General features: G+C 35.5%; 22 protein-coding genes and 1 pseudogene. All 23 read left to right on the top strand.

Annotation, left to right across the window (positions count from 1 at the left end; all coding sequences use genetic code 11):
* Positions 1 to 191 precede the first annotated feature (191 nt).
* The 23 genes and pseudogenes from HT689_RS08930 (at position 192) to HT689_RS09850 (ending at position 13,620) form a co-directional block, all read left to right on the top strand.
* Complete coding sequence (locus HT689_RS08930) at positions 192 to 1,361, top strand: N-acetylmuramoyl-L-alanine amidase family protein (protein WP_173224631.1); 1,170 nt, start codon at positions 192 to 194, stop codon at positions 1,359 to 1,361.
* Between the two features lie 152 nt (positions 1,362 to 1,513).
* Positions 1,514 to 1,660, top strand: a complete 147-nt coding sequence (locus HT689_RS08935) for a smi_0057.1 family bacteriocin-like peptide (protein WP_000425304.1) — start codon at positions 1,514 to 1,516, stop codon at positions 1,658 to 1,660.
* 564 nt (positions 1,661 to 2,224) lie between these two features.
* On the top strand, positions 2,225 to 3,040 hold the full coding sequence (locus tag HT689_RS09825) for a GHKL domain-containing protein (protein WP_240148112.1): 816 nt from the start codon (positions 2,225 to 2,227) through the stop codon (positions 3,038 to 3,040).
* On the top strand, positions 3,037 to 3,768 hold the full coding sequence (locus HT689_RS08945) for a response regulator transcription factor (protein ID WP_173224636.1): 732 nt from the start codon (positions 3,037 to 3,039) through the stop codon (positions 3,766 to 3,768). Before HT689_RS09825 ends, HT689_RS08945 begins: the two co-directional genes overlap by 4 nt.
* A gap of 243 nt (positions 3,769 to 4,011) precedes the next feature.
* Positions 4,012 to 4,140: a smi_0059.1 family bacteriocin-like peptide gene (locus HT689_RS08950; RefSeq protein WP_000658221.1), complete on the top strand. Its 129-nt coding sequence runs from the start codon at positions 4,012 to 4,014 to the stop codon at positions 4,138 to 4,140.
* 11 nt (positions 4,141 to 4,151) lie between these two features.
* Positions 4,152 to 4,292, top strand: coding sequence for a hypothetical protein (locus HT689_RS08955; RefSeq protein ID WP_001004581.1), 141 nt, complete (start codon positions 4,152 to 4,154; stop codon positions 4,290 to 4,292).
* A gap of 110 nt (positions 4,293 to 4,402) precedes the next feature.
* Positions 4,403 to 4,585, top strand: a complete 183-nt coding sequence (locus tag HT689_RS08960) for a class IIb bacteriocin, lactobin A/cerein 7B family (RefSeq protein WP_000435077.1) — start codon at positions 4,403 to 4,405, stop codon at positions 4,583 to 4,585.
* A 240-nt stretch (positions 4,586 to 4,825) separates the two neighbouring features.
* Positions 4,826 to 5,026, top strand: a complete 201-nt coding sequence (locus HT689_RS08965; protein ID WP_001055966.1) for an SPPN_00645 family bacteriocin-like peptide — start codon at positions 4,826 to 4,828, stop codon at positions 5,024 to 5,026.
* A 192-nt stretch (positions 5,027 to 5,218) separates the two neighbouring features.
* Positions 5,219 to 5,449 (top strand): bacteriocin-like peptide BlpU, encoded by a 231-nt coding sequence (gene blpU, locus HT689_RS08970; protein ID WP_049512844.1) that lies wholly within the window; start codon positions 5,219 to 5,221, stop codon positions 5,447 to 5,449.
* 2 nt (positions 5,450 to 5,451) lie between these two features.
* Complete coding sequence (locus HT689_RS09920; RefSeq protein WP_007284823.1) at positions 5,452 to 5,577, top strand: PncF family bacteriocin immunity protein; 126 nt, start codon at positions 5,452 to 5,454, stop codon at positions 5,575 to 5,577.
* Positions 5,578 to 6,184: 607 nt separating this feature from the next.
* A complete protein-coding gene (locus HT689_RS08975) occupies positions 6,185 to 6,772 on the top strand; it encodes a recombinase family protein (RefSeq protein ID WP_173251707.1) in 588 nt (195 codons plus the stop codon).
* 198 nt (positions 6,773 to 6,970) lie between these two features.
* Positions 6,971 to 8,206: a CAP domain-containing protein gene (locus HT689_RS09925; protein WP_173251709.1), complete on the top strand. Its 1,236-nt coding sequence runs from the start codon at positions 6,971 to 6,973 to the stop codon at positions 8,204 to 8,206.
* A gap of 46 nt (positions 8,207 to 8,252) precedes the next feature.
* The gene (locus HT689_RS08985; protein ID WP_173251711.1) at positions 8,253 to 9,677 is read left to right on the top strand and encodes an N-acetylmuramoyl-L-alanine amidase family protein; all 1,425 of its coding nucleotides are present in this window, start codon (positions 8,253 to 8,255) and stop codon (positions 9,675 to 9,677) included.
* Between the two features lie 29 nt (positions 9,678 to 9,706).
* Positions 9,707 to 10,753 (top strand): DUF6287 domain-containing protein, encoded by a 1,047-nt coding sequence (locus HT689_RS08990; protein WP_173251713.1) that lies wholly within the window; start codon positions 9,707 to 9,709, stop codon positions 10,751 to 10,753.
* Positions 10,754 to 11,244: 491 nt separating this feature from the next.
* Positions 11,245 to 11,373, top strand: coding sequence for a smi_0059.1 family bacteriocin-like peptide (locus HT689_RS08995; protein WP_000658223.1), 129 nt, complete (start codon positions 11,245 to 11,247; stop codon positions 11,371 to 11,373).
* An 11-nt stretch (positions 11,374 to 11,384) separates the two neighbouring features.
* On the top strand, positions 11,385 to 11,540 hold the full coding sequence (locus tag HT689_RS09000) for a hypothetical protein (RefSeq protein WP_001004584.1): 156 nt from the start codon (positions 11,385 to 11,387) through the stop codon (positions 11,538 to 11,540).
* 34 nt (positions 11,541 to 11,574) lie between these two features.
* A complete protein-coding gene (locus HT689_RS09005) occupies positions 11,575 to 11,769 on the top strand; it encodes a class IIb bacteriocin, lactobin A/cerein 7B family (RefSeq protein WP_000180815.1) in 195 nt (64 codons plus the stop codon).
* Positions 11,770 to 11,796: 27 nt separating this feature from the next.
* Positions 11,797 to 11,997 carry a hypothetical protein gene (locus tag HT689_RS09010; RefSeq protein ID WP_173280978.1) on the top strand — a complete coding sequence of 67 codons (201 nt, stop codon included), beginning with the start codon at positions 11,797 to 11,799 and terminating at the stop codon, positions 11,995 to 11,997.
* Between the two features lie 8 nt (positions 11,998 to 12,005).
* The gene (locus HT689_RS09015; protein WP_173251716.1) at positions 12,006 to 12,173 is read left to right on the top strand and encodes a class IIb bacteriocin, lactobin A/cerein 7B family; all 168 of its coding nucleotides are present in this window, start codon (positions 12,006 to 12,008) and stop codon (positions 12,171 to 12,173) included.
* A 3-nt stretch (positions 12,174 to 12,176) separates the two neighbouring features.
* A pseudogene (locus tag HT689_RS09840) lies at positions 12,177 to 12,391 on the top strand (bacteriocin immunity protein).
* 80 nt (positions 12,392 to 12,471) lie between these two features.
* Positions 12,472 to 12,651 carry a hypothetical protein gene (locus HT689_RS09845; protein ID WP_240148113.1) on the top strand — a complete coding sequence of 60 codons (180 nt, stop codon included), beginning with the start codon at positions 12,472 to 12,474 and terminating at the stop codon, positions 12,649 to 12,651.
* Between the two features lie 77 nt (positions 12,652 to 12,728).
* Positions 12,729 to 12,959 (top strand): bacteriocin immunity protein, encoded by a 231-nt coding sequence (locus tag HT689_RS09020; RefSeq protein ID WP_173251719.1) that lies wholly within the window; start codon positions 12,729 to 12,731, stop codon positions 12,957 to 12,959.
* Positions 12,960 to 13,431: 472 nt separating this feature from the next.
* Positions 13,432 to 13,620 carry a hypothetical protein gene (locus HT689_RS09850; RefSeq protein WP_240148114.1) on the top strand — a complete coding sequence of 63 codons (189 nt, stop codon included), beginning with the start codon at positions 13,432 to 13,434 and terminating at the stop codon, positions 13,618 to 13,620.
* Positions 13,621 to 13,701 lie beyond the last annotated feature (81 nt).

Genomic DNA, 13,701 nt, shown 5'->3' on the forward strand with positions numbered 1-13,701 from the left:
AAAAGGAGAAAAAGAAAGGATTTTTATAGAGTTATAGCAATATGGTATAGCTCAAAATACAATTCGTAGATATTGGTAATATTGTCTAATTTTTCACAATATTATTGACTTTGACAATGAAAAGTATTAGAATATAGCTAAATAAAGAGGGGAAGCCCTCTTATAGCTGTTCAATAAAGGAGGAAATAGCTATGAAAAAATCTAAATTACTTACTCTTGGTTTGCTTGCAGGTGCTGGTCTGCTTTTATCTATCAACCAAGCACAGGCTGCAGATACTTGGGTTAAAAATGGTGCTGACTGGAATCTTTCTCAAGATGGCAGTCTAGCTAAGGATAAATGGGTACAAAATGCTGGCTCATGGTATCACTTCGACAGCACTGGTAAAATGCAGACAGGCTGGCTCAAAGACGGTGATACTTGGTATTCACTAGCAGATAGTGGCGCCATGCGTACTGGCTGGTACAAGGAAGGAAATACATGGTACTCACTAGCAAATAGTGGTGCTATGCGTACAGGTTGGTACAAAGAAGGATCTACATGGTATTACCTCAAAGACAGTGGCGCTATGGCAACAGGATGGGCGACTGCAAATGGTAAATGGGCTTACTTTGAAAAATCAGGTGCTATGGTCGCAGACAGAGCTGTTCCAGCCAGTGATGGGGAAAGTTATGTCATTGGTAAGGATGGCTATCTAGCAAATAGAAAAGATGCTGGATACAATATTCATGATATTGTCAAACTTGGAGATGGGCAAGAATATTTGCTAAATGCTAAAGGTGACGATGTTATTATTGAAAAAAACACTTGGTATATCAGACCAGAGTTCCAGAAGTTTTCTAACAAATATGGGGATGAGGTTGCAAATACTACCTTAGCTTTAGTGGATAATAAAGAAGAAGGACAAGAAATTGATCCTAAGGCAGTTGTACAGAACTTCCAAAACTTACCAAATCGCTACTACTTTGATGAAAATGGACATCGTGTGGTTAATATCCCAGCAATGACAACCTATTCAGAGATTAAAAAAGTTGGTAATGATGCCTATTTAGAAAATCCAGGTGCACGACTTCGTCTTGGAGCTACCCACTTTACAATCAATAACAATAAACTATACTATTTAGAAAATGAGCAAGGTAAGCTCAAAACAGGTTACTTTGTATTAATTGATGATGGTATGGCTACAACCCACTATCACATCCTAGCCTATGCGGATCAATCTGGTGAAATTCTTAAGATGAAACGCTTGCCATCAGGAGTTTCAGATTATCTGGATAAAGAAATCGATGGTTTATATGGTGAAAAAATTAAAATTGAATCTCCACACTCAAACGAATATTATAAAGTGGTTGTGGTTAAATAAAAATAACATCTTCACAACTAATCGTTAACACTCTAACCAATATACCATTTTCAGGAGGCTTTAGATTTCTTGTATTTTAAAAGGAAACTAAAGCCTTTTGTAGATGGAACAGGGGATAGAGTTATCTATAAAATAATGAAAAGGAGTCTGTCATGGAAATGAAAAATACATTTGTAGAATTGGAACAATTTGAAGAGTTAACCCCAGAGGTATTGGAGGAAGTGAATGGTGGAGGGATTTTTGAAGATACTGTAAAATGGTGCAATAAATTATTTGGTACGGGTAGACACGTTGCTTAAATTCACAGTATTAGTTAGAGATTAGATTTATTTATGCTTATTTTAGAATTCTTATTTTCTGTGATATATCTACTGTTGGTAGTCGTTTCAACCATAGTTCCTACTATTTATTTGGGCGCTCAAATTTCCCCAGAATTTTATAAAAAACGTTATTGGATACTTATATTTTTAATTAGTTTATCTGCTCGTCAAACATTTGGAGAATTATTTCATATAGGAGTTCTTATCTACTTTTACTGTATGTTTTTATTAGTATTGCACAAGGGAAAAGGGGAATCTCTTTTTCTTTCTCTGTATCTTTTTCTCTTCTTTCAAAGTATTCGTTATTTATTTTTGACAATTTGGATTCGTGTATTATCTGGTGAGCATTGTTGTTTCGTAGATTCGTTTTCTACTTTATATATATCTATATTTGATTTATTATCAATCTTTCTATGTTGTAAAATTATGAAGCGTTGGTCTTTGGATTTGGATTTATTCTTTTCAGATACTTTTAAAACCCACTATCGTAAGAGCTTTTTCATTATCCTACCTCTGACTGGATTTAGGATATTCTCTTCGTTCATGACCAATAGAAATAGTTCTTTTTACGTTCGCTTTGACACGACCATTTCTCTCCTGATTTTCATTCTCTTTTTCTCCTGGCTCTTTTATATCAGACACTTAGAGCAGGTTTATCGTGATGAGCAGACCATTCAGAGACAGGAAGAAGAAAATCGTTCCTTGCAAGGGATGGTGGATAAGTTGGGTCATCTCTATGATGAGGTTCGAGGTTTCCGTCATGATTTTGCAGGGATTGTCGCCAGCATGGAGCCTGCCATAGCTAATCAAGATATGACTGAGGTTTCTACTATTTATCAAGATGTCTTTCTAAAGACCAATGAAAAGCTGAGAAAGGCGGACTACACGGCCTTTAATCTTCATAATATCCAAGATATAGCCATTCGCAATACCTTGGCAAAAGCCATGATTGTGGCAGATAATCAAGGAATTCATTTTAGTTTGGAGACGGTGGGGATTGTCGAAGAGCTGGCATTGCCGATGTTGGAGGCTATCCGTATCCTCTCTATCCTCACGACAAATGCCTTAGAAGCAGCCAGTGAGGCGGAAAATCCGCAGATTCGGGTTGCTTTGTTGGCAAGTGATAGGAGTGTTCGTTTTATCATTGAAAACACTCGTAAGAAAGAAGAACTGAATCCCATCATTCTCAGTCAAAAGGGTTACTCTACCAAGGGAAACCACAGTGGACTGGGCTTAGCAACCTTGGAAGATATGGTTTTCCATTATGATTTGAACTTAGATACCCAGCTAGGAGAGACGACTTTTAGACAAGATTTAGAATTGCCATTTAAGGATGAGAAACGAGGGGGAGAGGAATGAGAATTTTAGTTTTGGAAGACGATAGAGTTCAGCAGGGACGTATAGAGCAGACTTTACTAGATATCGGTCGCTCTCGCAATTTAAGATTGGAAATTGATATTGCTAAAAGCTATGGAGATGTTGAAAAGTATTCTCAGTATTTTGACCATTACCAACTCTATTTATTGGATTTAGAGATTGATGGAGAGCGTGAACGGGGCTTTCAGGTTGCTCAACAGGTTCGGGAGCGGGATCCTTTTACAAGCATTGTCTTTGTGTCCACGCACTCGGAGGCCTTACCTCTAGCTTTTCGCTACCACTTATCTGCCTTGGATTTTATTTCCAAGGATCAGCCAGAGGCGGACTACTGTCATCAGCTGGAGCGCTGTCTGGACTATGTACTGGCAGTGGACAAGAGGGAAAATATGCGTCTCTTCACCTATAGTTTTGAGGGAAGACGGGGCTTTACTCTGCCCTACCATGAGATTTTAGCCTTTGAAACCTCAGTGGAATCCCATCGTATCAAGGTCTACTATGCCAATCATTCTATCAAGACCATTTATGGCAGTCTTAAGGATATAGCTGCCAAGGCTGAAAAAGATTACTTTATCTATGCCAATCGCAATACGTTGGTCAGTTTACAGGCCATTGAAGAGATGACTGCCACAGAAGTGACCTTGTTAGAAGGCTTGCATTTCCCTGTATCACGAACAGCCAGAAGAACTCTAAAAAAACACCTTAATGTCTAATATCTGTTAGATTTGAATGAATTTATCAATAAGAATGTCGGAAAATTTTCTGATATTCTTATTTTTTTAACTTTTTTTCGAATAGATAAGTAAGAGGAAACAGAAAGGAGCCTAGTTCATGTTTATATCAATGTTCTACCCATGGTTCACTGAGTTATTTTTTAAATAAAATTTAATTTAGTTGTACGTTTTCGAAATTTTTTTCGAATAGATAAGTGAGAAGAAAAAGAAAGGAATAAAATAATGAAAGAACATTATTACGGATTTGTTGAGCTAACTTCGGAAGAATTGACCGATATTCAAGGTGGAGAAAATTGGACGAAGACCCTTGTAGATTGGTACATTGGATTTCGTAGAGGTTTTGGTTTTTAGGAGGATAAGAGATGAATGAAATGAATGATAAGTATACTATTGAAGTATTAAAGGAAAGCGACTTAGCCTTGCTGGTGGGTGGTAGTGAGGCAAGTTACCAACATGGTTTAATGGTGGGGTTCATTTTACGTCGTGCATTATTTGGATTCTAAGATAATATTTAGAGAGTGAAGCTTACCTACAACAATGAACAGAATATATGAAAAAGGAAATACAAATAACTACCTTTTTCAATTGTTAAGAATCAAAAAAGGAGAATAAGATGGAACAAATTAAAAATATGGAAAATAATTTTCATGTAATGAGTCATGAGGAATTGGCCGATGTAGAAGGAGGCTTGCTATTTGGTCTGGTAGTAGTTGGAGGAGTCGCAATTGCAGGAACATTTTTATTGGGTGCGGTAGATGGTGCTTCAGGAGCACATGCTAAGCGTCGTGGACGTTAACAGGGAAGGAAGAGCGCTGATGGAACGCATAATAGAAAGTTGGATTACTAGGGTAGAGAATTTTTACAGTTTGCAGTCAATTCCTGTGAAAGTATTCATTTTCATAGTTGGAGTAGTTGGGATTTATGCTTTAGGGACATTACTTTTAGGACCGGTTTATTGGGCGGGGCAGAAGTTTGGCGAAACAATTTACAATTATTTGTTTCAATAAAAAATTATAGATAAAGAGGAACAGACATAATGAATATGATAAAAATTGAAGAAAAATTTACAAGTCTTACAGAAAAAGATTTGGCAACAGTAGAGGGTGGTCGAGTGTCATGGAGAGGTAATATTAACATCGATGTCCACAAAGTGATTGATAGTACGGGAAGATTTTTCGGTGGTATCTATAATGCTGGTAGATCATTTGGGCGAAATGTTTACAATGCATTTTATTAATATAGTTTATTAAAATGAATATCATATATTATATTTTTGAATTCGTTTTCGAATAGATAAATAAGAGGAATACAGGGAATGATTATTTCAGTAATTCAAGATTTGGATGAAACAATTTAATAAACACTGCTATACCAAACTTGTCAAGTTTGCAACAAGACAAGCATTAAAATAAAAAAGGAGGCATTCGTTATGAATACAAAAACGATGTCACAATTTGAAATTATGGATACTGAGATGCTCGCTTGCCTTGAAGGTGGCGGATGCAATTGGGGAGATTTTGCCAAAGCAGGTGTTGGAGGAGGAGCAGCACGAGGTCTTCAGCTAGGAATTAAAACAGGAACATGGCAAGGTGCAGCAACTGGTGCTGCGGGAGGAGCTATACTTGGAGGTGTGGCATATGCAGCGACATGTTGGTGGTAATTATGGATTTTAAAAGTTTTATTATTGGTTTAGTAGTTGGTATATTTGGTCCCTATATGGATGATTTAATTAGAAAAAAATTTTTAAAGTCTTCGGAGAAGAAAACAGAAAAATTTGTCAAAAAATAATCAAAACGATAAATGATGAATCTGATTCAAAATTATCTTGCACATGTAAAGAGGACCATCTCTCCTCTTATCAGGTAAATAGGAATCTTGCAGTAGCGAATCAAAAAAGGAGTAACTATGAATCGTAATTTAGAACGGTGTTATCTATTCTGACTATGAATAGATCATACCAGAGGTGGCTTATAAATAGCGGGGACATTAGAAATTGAAGTAACTTTAAATAGGATGTCGTAAATGTTGCTATCAATGATTTATTTGTCCCAAGCTTGCCTAGGGTGTCAGTAAAAAATCAATTTCCTTTCAAAATAGCATATTTTTAGTAGGTAGGACGTTTGTTCTGCCTATTTTTTGCTAAAAAGTGCAGTTGAAGTGTCTATTTGCATCATTTGGAGTTTTACATGTATTTTTGATAAAAAATAGGTATAGAAATTAGGAAAGTTGAAGAAAAGGAATGAAGAAGGTCTTAGTTTGTGATTTTTTACATACTTTTAAGTCTTGATGAAGTAGTTTGAACTAATATATAATTGCTAGAAATTGAATACACTACTCCTTGAGGGCATTTTGCCCTCTTTTATATTTTACAATAAGTGTAAAAAGGAGAGTTTTTATGAGTTACGGTTATGTTCGAGTATCTACAAAAGAACAAAATATTGATAGGCAATTTTCAGCCTTAGTAGAAAACAAATTATCAAAAGAAAATATTTTTATTGATTACGTTTCAGGAAAAGATTTTGACAGAATGGAATATCAAAAATTATTAACTACCTTGAAAGAGAATGATGAATTGGTTATTAAATCAATTGATAGGTTGGGAAGAAACTATGATGAAATTTTAGAACAATGGCAAGCAATTACTAAGAAAAAGAAAGTAAATATAACTGTTTTAGATTTCCCCTTATTAAATACAAAGAATAGCAATGATAATATCACAGGAAAACTAATCTCCGATATCGTTTTACAAGTCCTATCTTATGTGGCACAGTTTGAAAGAGAACAAATCAAACAAAGACAAAGGGAAGGAATACGGGAAGCACAGAAAAAAGGGAAGAAATTCGGTAGACCAAAATTGATTGTCCCGAATAATCTCCCTGATGTGATAGCTCAATATAAGAAAAAAGAAATAACCTTACGAGAAGGTGCAGACATCTTAGGAGTATCAAAAAGCACCTTTCATAATTGGATAAAGAATTCATAGTTCTTGTCAAAAAACCTAGGATTTTTTGGACAGAAAATACAGTCTATTTTAGAAGCGTTTTCGTTAGAAAAAAGGTTCTAAAATCCAGCATTTTGACCAATTATTATTACACTTTCATTTTATCAAGTTTGTCCAAAAAAGTCTAGATTTTAGGACAAACTGATTACTTTACAATAAATAAAAATAGAGGGACACGAAATGGACACCAAAGCTAAAAAGTTCACACTTGCAACGATTTCAGCTCTATCACTTCTTGGGGTAGGAATTGTTACATCACAATCAGTAGCTGCTAATGATAGGCTGGTTTCCACTCAAGCAATCAATGGTCAATCCTACAATATCTTAAACTCTGAGGTCACTAGTACTTCTTCTGGTACTACTCTAGTTGGGATTGAAGGGACTTTCTTAACGCCAGATAAACAGGCTATCTTAGATCGTATCAATGCTATTCGAAAAGAGGCAGCAGATGAAGGTCTAGTTACTAGCTATGTTCCGATCAAATGGTCAACTGAACTAGAAAAAACAGCCTTCGTTCGGGCAGTAGAAGCTTCTGTAACTAGGCATCATAAACGTTTATCTAATAAAGATATTTGGAGTGCCTGGCCTTCAGGGAATTTTTCACTAGCCGAAAACTTAGCTTGGAACTATGATGGATTTATGACAGCTATTAATCAATGGTATGACGAAAAAGCAGATTACGTCAAATCTCGTAGTGGGGCAAGTGTATCTGGTCAAACTGGACACTACGAATCCTTAATCAATTCAGAATTGACCTATATGGGTTTGGCAGCCTTTGAAAACCCTGTCACTAAAAATGGATGGATTACCGTTGCACAAAGTTTCGGAACAGCATCTGGTGGCTCTGAAGAATTAGCTGGCGGTTATGGAAAAGCCATTCAATACACAGAAGTCGATTCTTCTCAAATTCAAACATTTGCGACCAAGGCGAATCTTTTTGACAAAGATTTGAAGGCTATCGGAACTCATACCAGTAAGAAAACAAAACAAGGTAAGTCTAACGGGACTAATAAACCAGGTTTCTTTTTTCAAATGCAAGATATTGGTAGGGGTATGGGTTTTTGGCGACAATCGGGCTCTCGTTGGTGGTTTATGCAACTTGATGGGTCTTACCCTTACAATCAGTGGGCAAAATTAGATAATATCTGGTATCACTTCGATAGTTCAGGTTGGATGCAAACAGGCTGGATAAAAGACAACGGCACGTGGTACTATCTCGACGGTTCAGGTGCTATGAAGACTGGTTGGTTCAAAGATAATGGTAGCTGGTATTATCTTGATAGCTCAGGGGCTATGAAAACAGGCTGGATGAAGGTATCTGGTAAATGGTACTATGCCTATAGCTCTGGTGCACTCGCAATCAATACGACGACCCCTGATGGCTACCGTGTCAATTACAACGGTGAGTGGGTCTAGGATAAGATTATAAAAAATAGATAAAAAGAAAAGGAATACAAAAATTATGAAAAAAATCGTTTTAACGACTACAGCAGTTTTATCACTCCTAGCAACAGGAGCTACAATTTCAAGTGTCAATGCCATAAGTGGCGTCCCGATGATCAAGTTCTGGTCTCCTGCAGCTAATGCTTATGTTGAAGAACCTGCTCCTGGTTATCGTGATACAGATTTAGTCGCAACAGATGTGACTCTTGTAGAGAAAAGAGAAGCAAAAGGTAAAGAAAAATTAACAGATGTTTTATCTGCTTCAAAGTCAAAAACTAATTTTGTAACGGTTAATTGGGTAGATAATGCTTATAGACAAGAATTCTCTAAGCAATTTGCAAGTTTTGAATCCAATTATCTCGCTAGATTCAACGGTAAAACAATTGTCTTTAAAGCAACAGACTATGGTATCTATACCATGAAGTTTGAATTAGATGGAGTTCGTTACAAACTAACAGCCGATGTTAGAGAAAACGTAGGGAAAGGGGCACCTTTTTACACTTATGTGACCAAACTAGAAGTCTTATCAAATAATCAAGCAAATATTATCTCAAATACGAGTACTGAAAAACAAATAGAAGCAACAATTACAAAGGTTGAAATTCATCATTTTGGAGTTAATTTTGAAGGTGTACTCTCAGAGCCACTACAACACGGAGGAGATAATGCAGCTAGAGGAAATGTTACTCTAATTGATAAGGCTAGCGGAAAGATTGTCTACCAACATAATAATGATGTCATCTTTAGTGGTCTAACTAATGACGTCAACGACCAATTTCTTTTACCTTTAATCTATAGCAATAAATTTAAAGGGGATGTTTTCGATATCAGACAGTTTCCTGCTGGAACATATATCTTGGAGATGTCAGGAGAGGCAGGTTCTCCACACGATCACTCAGTTGACAACAGAAAACGTGTCTTTAAAGCTAGAAAAGAGGTGACTTTCGGAAATCCTTCAACAAATTCAAATACTAACACAATAACTCAATCAGGTTCGAATTCATCTAGCTCGTCAACTTCTACAAGTTCGTCATCTGGAAACTATTCTAACACGGATACAACCATGACGACCCATCAGTCTAAATCTACTTGGATGTATTCGAATGGTCGCTGGTGGTATAAACACGAAGATGGCACTTATACAACTAATGACTGGGAAAAAATCAATGGTGTTTGGTATCGTTTTGATAACTCTGGTTGGATGCAAACTGGCTGGGTAAAAGACAACGGCACGTGGTACTATCTCGACGGCTCAGGTGCGATGAAGACAGGTTGGGTCAAAGATAACGGTAGCTGGTACTACCTTCAAGATTCAGGAGCTATGAAAACAGGCTGGATGAAAGTATCTGGCAAATGGTACTATGCCTATAGCTCTGGTGCACTCGCAATCAATACAACTACACCTGACGGTTATCGTGTCAATTACAACGGTGAGTGGGTATAAAAACAATTTCAAATTGTAAGATTAAACATATGAAAAAATTATTTCTATTCAGTATTAGTATATTAGCTATCTCTATTTTAACGGCTTGCCAACATCAGAGTGAAAACACTTCTGCAACAAGTTCTGGAGCAATTGCTTCAAGTACTAGTTCAACTTCTTCTACATCGGAAGAGAAGAAACCTGATTACACCCTATATAATCCTGTTCTTAAAGAATATGCCAAAGTATTAGATGGTTCGTCAACTTCACATACAGAGATCAATTCAAAAGCAAACTTAAAAAATGGTTATCCTAACGAATATTATGGATTACAGTATAGCTTGTATGATTTAGACCAAGACGGTACGGACGAACTTTTGATTGCCCTAAAAATGGATTCTAACTATTACGATTTATTAGATATTCGAACTCTTAAAAATGGTGAAGTTATTCGACTGACCAATGCAGAAAACAATCTGGACTTTATTGGAGAGCGAGTACATTTTAATCCTTTAGAAAATGGTTATTTTCAATTATCTACCCGAGTATCTACTAATCAAATCCAACTTAAACTATACAAGTTAAATCAGGATGGAACACTGTTAGAACTAGTTATGGAATCAGATACAGAAGAGGGACTGGGGACAAAACCACCTTCCCTTGACATAAGATCTTTCTTTTGGAAATCTGTCACAAGTCTCATAAATGGAGAAACAAGCCTTCCGTCAGAAAGTAAAGGGATGGATATTACTGCAATTCAAAATGGAGATTTTTCTAGTGTCTCAGGAACTTGGAGGAATCGTTCAGGTATTGAATTTACTTTCGACAAAAATGGTTTAGTAAGTGATAAGTCCAAAATTTCAATTGAACATGCTAAAGAAATTGACCACTATCTTAAGGCAAATTCTGTTTCTAAAGATGGAGGTGCTGGTGCAGCTATTGCCTTTTTACCAGCAGGAATCCCTATAACCATGTCTGTCACCTCTTCTTCAGATAATGGCTATACTGACTCGTCTGATATTACACAAGACCGCTTATGGTTTGGACACCAACTTATCAATGGTAGTACCGAGGGATTTTTTTACAAGGTAGAATAGTTTTAATAGACTTACAAATTTATCAATAAGAATGTCGGAAAATTTTCTGATATTCTTATTTTTTTGGATTCTTTCTCGAATAGATAAGTAAGAGGAAAAAGGAAGGAGCCTAGTTCATGTTTATATCAATGTTCTACCCATGGTTCACTGAGTTATTTTTTAAATAAATTTAATTTAGTTGTACATTTTTGAATTGTTTTTCGAATAGATAAGTAAGAGGAAAAAGAAAGGAGTCTGGTTTATGTATCTACCAATTTTCTATTCATGGTACATTAAATTATTTTTCAAATAAATTTTGATTTAGTTGTTTATTTTCGAATTCTTTTTCGAATAAATAAGTGAGAGGAAAAGGAAAGGAGTTTGCTTCATGTATCTACCAATTTTCTATCCATGGTTTACTAAATTATTTTTCAAATAAATTTAATTAGTTGTACATTTTCGAATTGTTTTTCGAATAGATAAGTAAGAGGAAAAAAGAAAGGAATAAAATAATGAAAGAACATTACTATGGATTTGTTGAGCTAACTTCGGAAGAATTGACCGATATTCAAGGTGGAGAAAATTGGGTGAAGACCCTTGCAGATTGGTACATTGGATTTCGTAGAGGTTTTGGTTTTTAGGAGGATAAGAGATGAATGAAATGAATGATAAGTATACTATTGAAGTATTAAAGGAGAGCGACTTAGCTTTGCTGGTGGGTGGTAGCAAGGAAAGTTATCAACGGGGTCTAATTACAGGTCTATTGTTACGCGGTATATTTATTGGAACCCCATTTTTTAGAAGATAAGATTTAGAAAAAATAGAACAAGAGGAGAAAAAAGATGACAAATTTTGACAAAATGGAACAGAACTTTGTAGCTCTTACAGAAGAAGAGTTGATGGATGTGGATGGGGGAGCATTGCCTCTTGTAATCGCCGGAGTGTCTATCTGGAAGATAGGTGCAGCAGTAGCAGGTGGAGCAGCAGCGCTTTTTGCTGGAGGAGCAGCTTTGGGGTATTATGCGAATAGACCATAATCTGATTGTAGTCAGAGAGGCATTTCTATGTTTTTAAAAAAAGAAGTGATATTATTAGGGGTATTGTTATCGCTACGTATTATTTTTACTGTCGTTCAAATTTTAATTGACTATAAAATATTATCTGGACAGTATAGTATGAATTTTATGGATGTCTCAGAAGTATTTACCTATCCAATACTCATTTTAATCATTTACATAGCAATAAAATATAATACAAAGGGGTAATGACGACTATGAACTTAGAACAATTTTATCAATTATCTAACGATGAATTAGTGGGAACAAAAGGTGGTTTTGGTCTTGCGGAAGCAGTTGGGATTGCAGGAGTACTGAATGCTGCTGTACAAATTTTTAATGCTGGTTACAAATTCGGTTCAGATTTGGCTCGTCGTGGGCGTTAGATAATGAACAGTTGCAACCTTAATCTTAATACATTGTTACCTAAACTAGCCACTATATGTCCTTTGTTGGGAATAACTCTTAATGTCGCGCTTCACGTGATTCGTACAGGTTCGTTAGTATCCTTTAATTGGCAATGGACTTTAGTTGGTTTGCTTTTCGCAGGATATTTTGGTATTTTCGCAAAGATTTGTCAAAAAATAATCAAAACTATAAATGAAGAACATGAATCAAAAGGATTTTGTGTATATGAATGGTAGCGTTTTTCCGCCATTCTTGTCAGGTAAATAGGAGCTTTCTATGAAAACATTTTTATTAGGCTTTACTGAGGGTTATTTTACCGTATCGCTCATAATCTACATCGTAACGTATTTGATTTTGAAAAATCCAATCAATATCCTATTTTATTCAGAAATTTACCCCGTTTTATTTGGGCTCTTTTATCTAGGATATAAGGTCAATAAAAAGCGAGTAGAGTAAACAGTTAAGAATGATTTGTTAGTCTGTGCTAAAATGACTAGGCTAGAATCTCAGAATGCATCACATTGGAGTTTAATATGAAATTTGTTAAATCAATACTGAAAGTTTGGCCTGAAATCATGGTATTACTTAGTTCAATGTCTTATATCATCATCAGATTAGTAGCTGACATAAATAAAGTATCTTTACCTACTTGGCTTGATAGTTTCAATATACCAACGATTGCATTATTTATGATGGTCTTCATTCTTTTATATAGAAGTAAAGAAAAAAGAATAGATAAATTTGAAGCAGTAGACGCTCTATAGGGAATAGGTGTCTTATAGTAACGAATCAACAAAAGGAGTAACTATGAATCGTAATTTAGAACGGTATAATCTATTCTGACTATGAATAGATCATACCATAGGTGGCTTAGAAATAGCAGGGACATTAAAAATTGAAGTAACTTTAAATAGGATGTCGTAAAGGTTACTATCAATGATTTATTTGTCCCAAGCTTGCCTAGGGTGTCAGAAAAAAATCATTTTCCTTTCAATAGCATATTTTTAGTAGGTAGGACGTTTGTTCTGCCTATTTTTTGCCAAAAAAAGTGTAGTTGAGGTGTTTATTTGGAGTTTTATACTCTTCGAAAATCAAATTCAAACCACGTCAGCGTCGCCTTACCGTACTCAAGTACAGCTTGCGGCTAGCTTCCTAGTTTGCTTTTTGATTTTCCTTGAGTATTACATGTATTTTTGATAAAATAGTTATAGAAATTAGGAGAGTTGAAGAAAAGAAATGAAGAAGATTTTAAAATATTTTTTAGTATTTGTTTTTCTATTTTTGATGAATATTTTCATCTTTAAGATACTAGCAACTCTGGGATTTCATCTGACAATGAGTGAAAAGAGTTATATTGTACCACCGCTGTTTTCGATTATCGTGTTGTATATGATTGACAAAAGAATTAGGAAGAAAAAGAAATAAATATATATTTTAGGCATGACGTTTGTTCTGCCTATTTTTTTATCCTAAAAGTGCATTTGGGAGGTAGATAGGCACATTTGG

The sequence above is a fragment of the Streptococcus sp. 2342 genome (genome assembly GCF_013276795.1).
Lineage (GTDB): Bacteria > Bacillota > Bacilli > Lactobacillales > Streptococcaceae > Streptococcus.

Excerpts from the sequence above, each read along its gene's own strand:
- HT689_RS09920 (WP_007284823.1), top strand. The coding sequence starts at position 5,452 with ATGGATTTTAAAAGTTTTATTATTGGTTTAGTAGTTGGTATATTTGGT.
- HT689_RS08965 (WP_001055966.1), top strand. The coding sequence starts at position 4,826 with ATGAATATGATAAAAATTGAAGAAAAATTTACAAGTCTTACAGAAAAA.
- HT689_RS08935 (WP_000425304.1), top strand. The coding sequence starts at position 1,514 with ATGGAAATGAAAAATACATTTGTAGAATTGGAACAATTTGAAGAGTTA.
- HT689_RS09020 (WP_173251719.1), top strand. The coding sequence starts at position 12,729 with ATGAAATTTGTTAAATCAATACTGAAAGTTTGGCCTGAAATCATGGTA.
- HT689_RS09825 (WP_240148112.1), top strand. The coding sequence starts at position 2,225 with ATGACCAATAGAAATAGTTCTTTTTACGTTCGCTTTGACACGACCATT.
- blpU (WP_049512844.1), top strand. The coding sequence starts at position 5,219 with ATGAATACAAAAACGATGTCACAATTTGAAATTATGGATACTGAGATG.
- HT689_RS08945 (WP_173224636.1), top strand. The coding sequence starts at position 3,037 with ATGAGAATTTTAGTTTTGGAAGACGATAGAGTTCAGCAGGGACGTATA.
- HT689_RS08995 (WP_000658223.1), top strand. The coding sequence starts at position 11,245 with ATGAAAGAACATTACTATGGATTTGTTGAGCTAACTTCGGAAGAATTG.
- HT689_RS09850 (WP_240148114.1), top strand. The coding sequence starts at position 13,432 with ATGAAGAAGATTTTAAAATATTTTTTAGTATTTGTTTTTCTATTTTTG.
- HT689_RS08950 (WP_000658221.1), top strand. The coding sequence starts at position 4,012 with ATGAAAGAACATTATTACGGATTTGTTGAGCTAACTTCGGAAGAATTG.
- HT689_RS09015 (WP_173251716.1), top strand. The coding sequence starts at position 12,006 with ATGAACTTAGAACAATTTTATCAATTATCTAACGATGAATTAGTGGGA.
- HT689_RS09845 (WP_240148113.1), top strand. The coding sequence starts at position 12,472 with ATGAAAACATTTTTATTAGGCTTTACTGAGGGTTATTTTACCGTATCG.
- HT689_RS08960 (WP_000435077.1), top strand. The coding sequence starts at position 4,403 with ATGGAACAAATTAAAAATATGGAAAATAATTTTCATGTAATGAGTCAT.
- HT689_RS08975 (WP_173251707.1), top strand. The coding sequence starts at position 6,185 with ATGAGTTACGGTTATGTTCGAGTATCTACAAAAGAACAAAATATTGAT.
- HT689_RS09000 (WP_001004584.1), top strand. The coding sequence starts at position 11,385 with ATGAATGAAATGAATGATAAGTATACTATTGAAGTATTAAAGGAGAGC.
- HT689_RS08955 (WP_001004581.1), top strand. The coding sequence starts at position 4,152 with ATGAATGAAATGAATGATAAGTATACTATTGAAGTATTAAAGGAAAGC.
- HT689_RS08990 (WP_173251713.1), top strand. The coding sequence starts at position 9,707 with ATGAAAAAATTATTTCTATTCAGTATTAGTATATTAGCTATCTCTATT.
- HT689_RS09925 (WP_173251709.1), top strand. The coding sequence starts at position 6,971 with ATGGACACCAAAGCTAAAAAGTTCACACTTGCAACGATTTCAGCTCTA.
- HT689_RS08930 (WP_173224631.1), top strand. The coding sequence starts at position 192 with ATGAAAAAATCTAAATTACTTACTCTTGGTTTGCTTGCAGGTGCTGGT.
- HT689_RS09005 (WP_000180815.1), top strand. The coding sequence starts at position 11,575 with ATGACAAATTTTGACAAAATGGAACAGAACTTTGTAGCTCTTACAGAA.
- HT689_RS08985 (WP_173251711.1), top strand. The coding sequence starts at position 8,253 with ATGAAAAAAATCGTTTTAACGACTACAGCAGTTTTATCACTCCTAGCA.
- HT689_RS09010 (WP_173280978.1), top strand. The coding sequence starts at position 11,797 with ATGTTTTTAAAAAAAGAAGTGATATTATTAGGGGTATTGTTATCGCTA.